Raw genomic sequence first — 5,604 nt, 5'->3', positions numbered from 1 at the left:
CGGAAGCGAGTTCATCTCCCGTGATTTCGACCTTTGGGATTATGCCAACAACGTCAAGTACAACAAGCTCCGAGCGTAATGTCTGAGCGCTCATTCGTTCCTGACCATTGCGGATTCCCGCGAGAAGTTAAACACTTGGCGCCGATACTGTTACGAGGAACGTCCTCACTCGCCTATCGGATATAGCGTACCGATTGACCTGAATAATCCCTGTGGCCCAACCGGCCCGGCATCGAAATGAGAGCCGGGAAACTCTAATTCCCGGCGGTGCAAGATTCGGTCTCAGAGCAAAAAGCCGAGGCACTAAGAAACTCTGAAAAGCCTGGTAATCTTGTTAAACAAAGAGGCAGATTTCGACTCAAGTATCGCATTCTCCCGTTCGAGATCCTCTATAGCTGCAAGCCGCACAGCTAACAAATCCCTAGCCTCCTGCAGTGCTGCGCTAGACATAACTAACCGCTTCTCCAAGTCAGATATAATGTCGAACCGTTCAAGAGCCAAGCTTTGGGCGTCCGACAACGCCTTCGAAGTTGCTTCCAACTGATTGGCAACTTCATTGGTTCTTACTAAGTGATCAATTCGTTTACTAGGGTCGACTTCATCGCGACCTACTCCGCGTACATCCGACAAAGGCTCATGGTTCGTACCTCGTAAGCCGATCCAAGAATGGATCTTGCCCAAATCCTTAACAAAGCTCGCACCGAGTGCCGCGAATGCGTGCGTTTTCTCGATGACTTCTGGAAAATATTGGGGTTTGCTGAGCATCGCGACTACCACGTCATCTAACGTCTTAGCTGGCAGTAGAAAATCATTGTGGATGTGCTTCCTCAAATCGGCTCCGAACTCCCTGCCACGAGGAATGGCCACCAGCGCAATCTCTTTCGCGAGCCCAAACATATTCTCAGCATTGCGCCTAAAATTATCTGGATTAAAAGCACTGGAAACGTGAAGAAAAGTATCGTAATCGCATTTCTCCAATGCAGAAAACGTCTTACTTGCCTCATCCACACTGTTGCATTCCGCATAAATCAAAGGAGCAAATTTCTCCAAAGTATTTGCTGCACCCTTAATTACAACATGTTCCATTCCCTCAGCGTCAATCTTAATAAGGTCACAGCGAGATAGATCTAGCGAGTCAATAGTTATTGATTCAACAAGTTGTCTTTTTTCTGATTGTTCTGAATTATTGTCGGATTGTTGAGGCAGCGGCAAAGCTATAGCACTACCAAAGCTCGCGTCCTCGTCAACATCGATAGCCTTAATTTCTTGTTGACCGATAACGTCACCAGCAAGCACATTATACGGCGTAACATTTGCGGAACCGTTTAGGTCCAAATTAGATCGCAACAAATTAAACGATTTTTTTTGAGCTTCTATTGCAATTACAGACCCTTCTGATCCGACCAAGTTGGAGAACGCTAGCGTGTGTGTTCCGACGTAAGCACCCACATCAACAACAGTCATACCCGGTTCTATAAACTTTGAGACAAAGTCAATTTCATTTTGAGCCCATTCTCCATATAGGCGCAGGGAAGTAGAGACGGCCCCGATGTCGTGCGAGAATGTTCGCATCTTTCCATAACGGCATTCAACAACCTCAGACACTGCTCCCGCCATTTGTTTATTTACCATTTTATTTTCCAAACCGACCATTCTCGAAAGAGTAGGCAATAGAGAGCGAACGTTTTCAAAAATACTATGACAGCATAAGTATTTTTTTAATTCTTTCTATTTTTTCCGCCTGATGTCTACGCTTTTTCTTGAACGGAAGCACAAAGAATCTCTTTATCTTAAGGGCTTTGATCAATAACTTTAGCTCCTTTTTTGTTGGGATTTGCGGCGAATCCACCTGCACGCGTTCGGTAGCCTCCAAATCGCTCAGCCTTGTCCAAACGTATCGCGCTTCTCTCCGAGCGGCGTCCAAAGCTAAGAAGGCGCCCTCATCTTTGGTCCGTTGCGTATCAAATAAGCTTTTCCACAACTCGGCAGCGACACCAGAGCCTTCAGCTAAACTAATTGCCCGCCTAGTATTAAATATCACATTTTTTGTATTTTCTAAACGACGTCGACCGTATTTCGCATCCGGCTCCAAATAAGTTCCTTCACACCACTCATTCCAGGAATGCAAGAACACGATACGTTCCTCCGGCTTACGATAAACATACGTATCCATCAAAGCTTGAGATAGCCAGTTTTCATAGCCTGAACCCTCAATGTTTAAATGAACTATTCCGCGCGATTTATATCGAGCAGTGTTGTCCCAAGGCAGCATCACGGTCTTGAACCGTTTCCGGTCAGGACGTTCATTTCCAGCATGAAACGAAGCGAATTTTTGATAGTCGATCAGCCGACCCTCGAAATCTGGATCCACCAACGGGCGCTCTGGGGGGGCGATTTCAACGTTTTCGGGCGTGACATTTGACGGGATCTCGTACGACGCGTCGAACCCATAAAACCGTGGGTGCTCTTCGCCCTCGATCCATCCATCAGCCTTAATGAGATAAAGGCCGGGAAATCCGTTTTTCAATGCCGCTTCGCGCCATCGCTCTGTGGTATTCAATATATTCGGAAACAGGTGCGTCTTATAGATCATAAGTACAGGCTTCCCATCGATCTTAACATACCTTGAATCTCTGAAAATATCAAACAAACCATCGATAAAGACCATGTCGTCAAAATCAGAGTGTTCCTGTGCAATGATTACTTCTTTATCTCCTCCATCCCAGCGCTTGCTCCAGTTTTCATTGGCCCACATGAATAAGAACGGCATGTCTGAGTCGGATTTCAGAAATTCTTCTATTGGATCATATAAAATTTTCTTGCCAGCAAAATAGTAATAGTAGAAGCAAAAACCGTCTATGCCGTGGGATCTGGCAAGTTCAATTTGCTTTTGCAATACTAAAGGTGAACGCAAGTCGTAGTAACCCAGTTCGCCGGGAATCTTTGGCTGGTAGTGACCGGCGAACAATGGTTTTGCTTTCGTTACGTTATGCCACTCCGTAAAGCCCAAACCATGCGCCCAGTTATTTTCGTCGATAGGATGGAATTGAGGCAGGTAGAACGCAAATGTTCGCGGAAAAATGTTAGATTTCGGATCTCTTGTGACCAAATCGCTTACCGGTGACTCTACATCGAGAGCTCGTGATAATGAGTCGGGTGATAGAGAATTGGAAACTGCGAAAAGCTCGCTCCGATGATTTTCGACAGTTCTCGAAATCGTCCAATTAGCCCCTGTGTTGAATATTTGCCAATAGCGCCGGCCATTACCGGGGTTTTGAAGATAGTGGACAATTGGAGGCGCCCCGATACTAGCCACTTGTGGGTACTGATTCGAATACCAAGCGGCGTCAAAGCCAGGCAAAGTACCTACTGTCCGTGAGCCGTCGGTCGACAAGTAATGTGTCAGTGGGTCAATTTCCCCCCCAGCCAGTTCTTCTGTGTGCAATTCGTACCACGCTTCATCGAATAATCCAGATGATTGGACCAGGTCGCGATGCTCAGTACTGACAAATTTTAAACTCGCTCGCTCGTCTTCCGGCGTGATGGCGAGGCCGGCCAAAACAGCGGAGTTAACATAGCTTACCGCCTCAACCACCTGTGTAACTGACAGGTCGGCTACACTGCCACTGAGATTTTGAACAATCTTTACGCCAGCGTGCGATTCAGCATAATATCCTGTATAAGGGTTATACTTCTTAAATGCACCGTGCTGACCAAGTAATATTACTCCCGGCACTTTCTGAGCGTTAGCCATGTGCGCTGGTCCGCTATCAATACCGATAAAAAACCTTGCTCCTCTAATCACAGCGCCCGTCTCAAGCAGATCGGTTTTGTTAATGAGGTTAGTAACGAGGTTCCCGAGGGAACTCTCGCTAGTTTTGGCATTGCCGATCTCGATTACATCTATTCCGTGATTTTCTTTTATCTTGCGGACAAGCTCTGCCCACTTTTCATCGGTCCAGTCTTTAATAGGAGAATTTGACGTTCTGTGGATTACACAGTACGGTTGAGCAAGGTTGAGTCGAGACACCGACTCTAAGACGTGCTCAGGCAGATAAATTTTCGGCGCAGCGGAAATGGGCGGGAGTCCCGCGCCAATCGAAAACGCTTGGAGTAACGGGCCGTAGTCTAGCCATTCGTAGGCACTGACAAATGGATTTCCGTGTCGCTTTATCAGAGGAATTCGACAGCACTCGCAAACCCTGTAGTTTACATGAAGGTCTACTACTAGGTCCGCATCGGTGTGATTAGCAATTTTAATCCAGTCTGTGAGGCACTCGACTTCAATAACGTGGTCGATAAACGGATTGTGAGCTACGAGAGGCCGAAATTTTCTCGAGATAATCCAAGTCAAATTGGATTCGGGAAACTTCTTCTTTAAGTACCGGGCGACTGGTTCACACGCGATAATGTCACCAATATGTTCGATTAAAGCAACCAAGATTTTCATCATCTTCTCCACACCGGGCGTCTGAACTGGCTATGCGTTACCAGACTCTTCGATAGTATCCAATGACCTATCGAACAGAATCTTAGTAAGCGGTGTGCCGCTCACACGTTGACGTATGTAGTCGGATCAGATGCCACCACGTGAAGCGACATGACAATCGTGCGCCAACAGCGACCATTGCGCTGGCCTCTGACGCAAGCTACGAGGAGAGCGACCGTCCCCTTGGATACCTTCCATGAGATACTTCGTCATATCGCTATTGCTCATTGTCCTTTATGCGCTATCGCCCCTGTTGACTGCATTCTTTGTCGAAAGTGTAGCTCAAGCCAGCGGATGCAAGTCAGATATCCGATACGGAGTGACCTGCCCGTCCGGAACATCTCTCGTCCACCCCTTTGATGCCAATCTGCTTGGTAACTTGTACTCGTATGCACGCTACTTCGCCGTGACTATCCTCACTGGAGGATTCATTTTCACTGTATGGCTCGTCACGCTGCTTGGATATGCGATAGCGTCTTCTAGGCGTCACCGGTGAGCGCTATCGAATGGAAGGACAGCAGCTTCCGGCCGACTGCGGCACTTGGGAACGCGTTACTCGACCGGATAATTCCACAGTAGAAGTTTATCGATCCGCTCGTCCTTGCGGGCGATATGTTCGTCCTTGCTGGCTATCGCGACGTCCTTGGCCGCCTCGCGTGCCTGCGCCGCGATCAGCATCGCCTTCAGGGCGGCAATATCATCGGGAAGGTCGGCGGCATCAAGCATGGCCGGAAACTATCAAATCCGACCCGATTTGACTTCGGAATTCGCGGTACTGAGTCATCGTGCCGGAGCTATTCGATCGCTTCCGGTGTTCTCGTCTGGACGGCATGAACCCTTCGCCAATCGAGGCCTGCGAACAACGCTTCGAGCTGGGCGTGGGTCAACGTCATCAGGCCATTCTTGATGCCAGGCCAAGTGAACGTGCGCTCTTCTAGCCTTTTGTAGGCCATGACGATTCCAGAGCCATCCCATTAGATCAGCTTCAACCGATCCGCCTTGCGTGACCGGAACACGAAGACCGTTCCGGTGAAAGGGGTAAGCGGCAAGGAGACCCCATCTGGCGGGTCTGATGCTGAGTAAGGTATTTCGGGCATACGAGTTCTTTGGATGTG

General features: G+C 48.2%; 3 protein-coding genes and 1 pseudogene. All 4 read right to left on the bottom strand.

Annotated elements, in window-relative coordinates; genetic code table 11:
- Window positions 1-303 precede the first annotated feature (303 nt).
- Window positions 304-1,632 carry an FkbM family methyltransferase gene (locus tag AKG12_RS28375; protein WP_052821393.1) on the bottom strand — a complete coding sequence of 443 codons (1,329 nt, stop codon included), beginning with the start codon at window positions 1,630-1,632 and terminating at the stop codon, window positions 304-306.
- 64 nt (window positions 1,633-1,696) lie between these two features.
- Window positions 1,697-4,450 carry a glycoside hydrolase family 99-like domain-containing protein gene (locus AKG12_RS28370; protein ID WP_052821392.1) on the bottom strand — a complete coding sequence of 918 codons (2,754 nt, stop codon included), beginning with the start codon at window positions 4,448-4,450 and terminating at the stop codon, window positions 1,697-1,699.
- 591 nt (window positions 4,451-5,041) lie between these two features.
- On the bottom strand, window positions 5,042-5,215 hold the full coding sequence (locus AKG12_RS30535; RefSeq protein WP_156316110.1) for a hypothetical protein: 174 nt from the start codon (window positions 5,213-5,215) through the stop codon (window positions 5,042-5,044).
- Window positions 5,216-5,283: 68 nt separating this feature from the next.
- Window positions 5,284-5,451: pseudogene (tnpB, locus tag AKG12_RS31345) on the bottom strand (IS66 family insertion sequence element accessory protein TnpB); the annotation flags it as partial.
- Between the last annotated feature and the right edge of the window lie 153 nt (window positions 5,452-5,604).

This window comes from Agrobacterium sp. SUL3 (genome assembly GCF_001263295.1).
In the GTDB taxonomy this organism is placed as follows: domain Bacteria; phylum Pseudomonadota; class Alphaproteobacteria; order Rhizobiales; family Rhizobiaceae; genus Agrobacterium; species Agrobacterium tomkonis.
Note: the sequence above shows the minus strand (reverse complement) of the source record. Positions and strands in the feature narration are given on the sequence as shown.

What these genes read in the sequence shown, in the direction of transcription:
- AKG12_RS28375 (WP_052821393.1), bottom strand. Translation starts at nt 1,632, where the DNA reads ATGGTAAATAAACAAATGGCGGGAGCAGTGTCTGAGGTTGTTGAATGC.
- AKG12_RS28370 (WP_052821392.1), bottom strand. Translation starts at nt 4,450, where the DNA reads ATGAAAATCTTGGTTGCTTTAATCGAACATATTGGTGACATTATCGCG.
- AKG12_RS30535 (WP_156316110.1), bottom strand. Translation starts at nt 5,215, where the DNA reads ATGCTTGATGCCGCCGACCTTCCCGATGATATTGCCGCCCTGAAGGCG.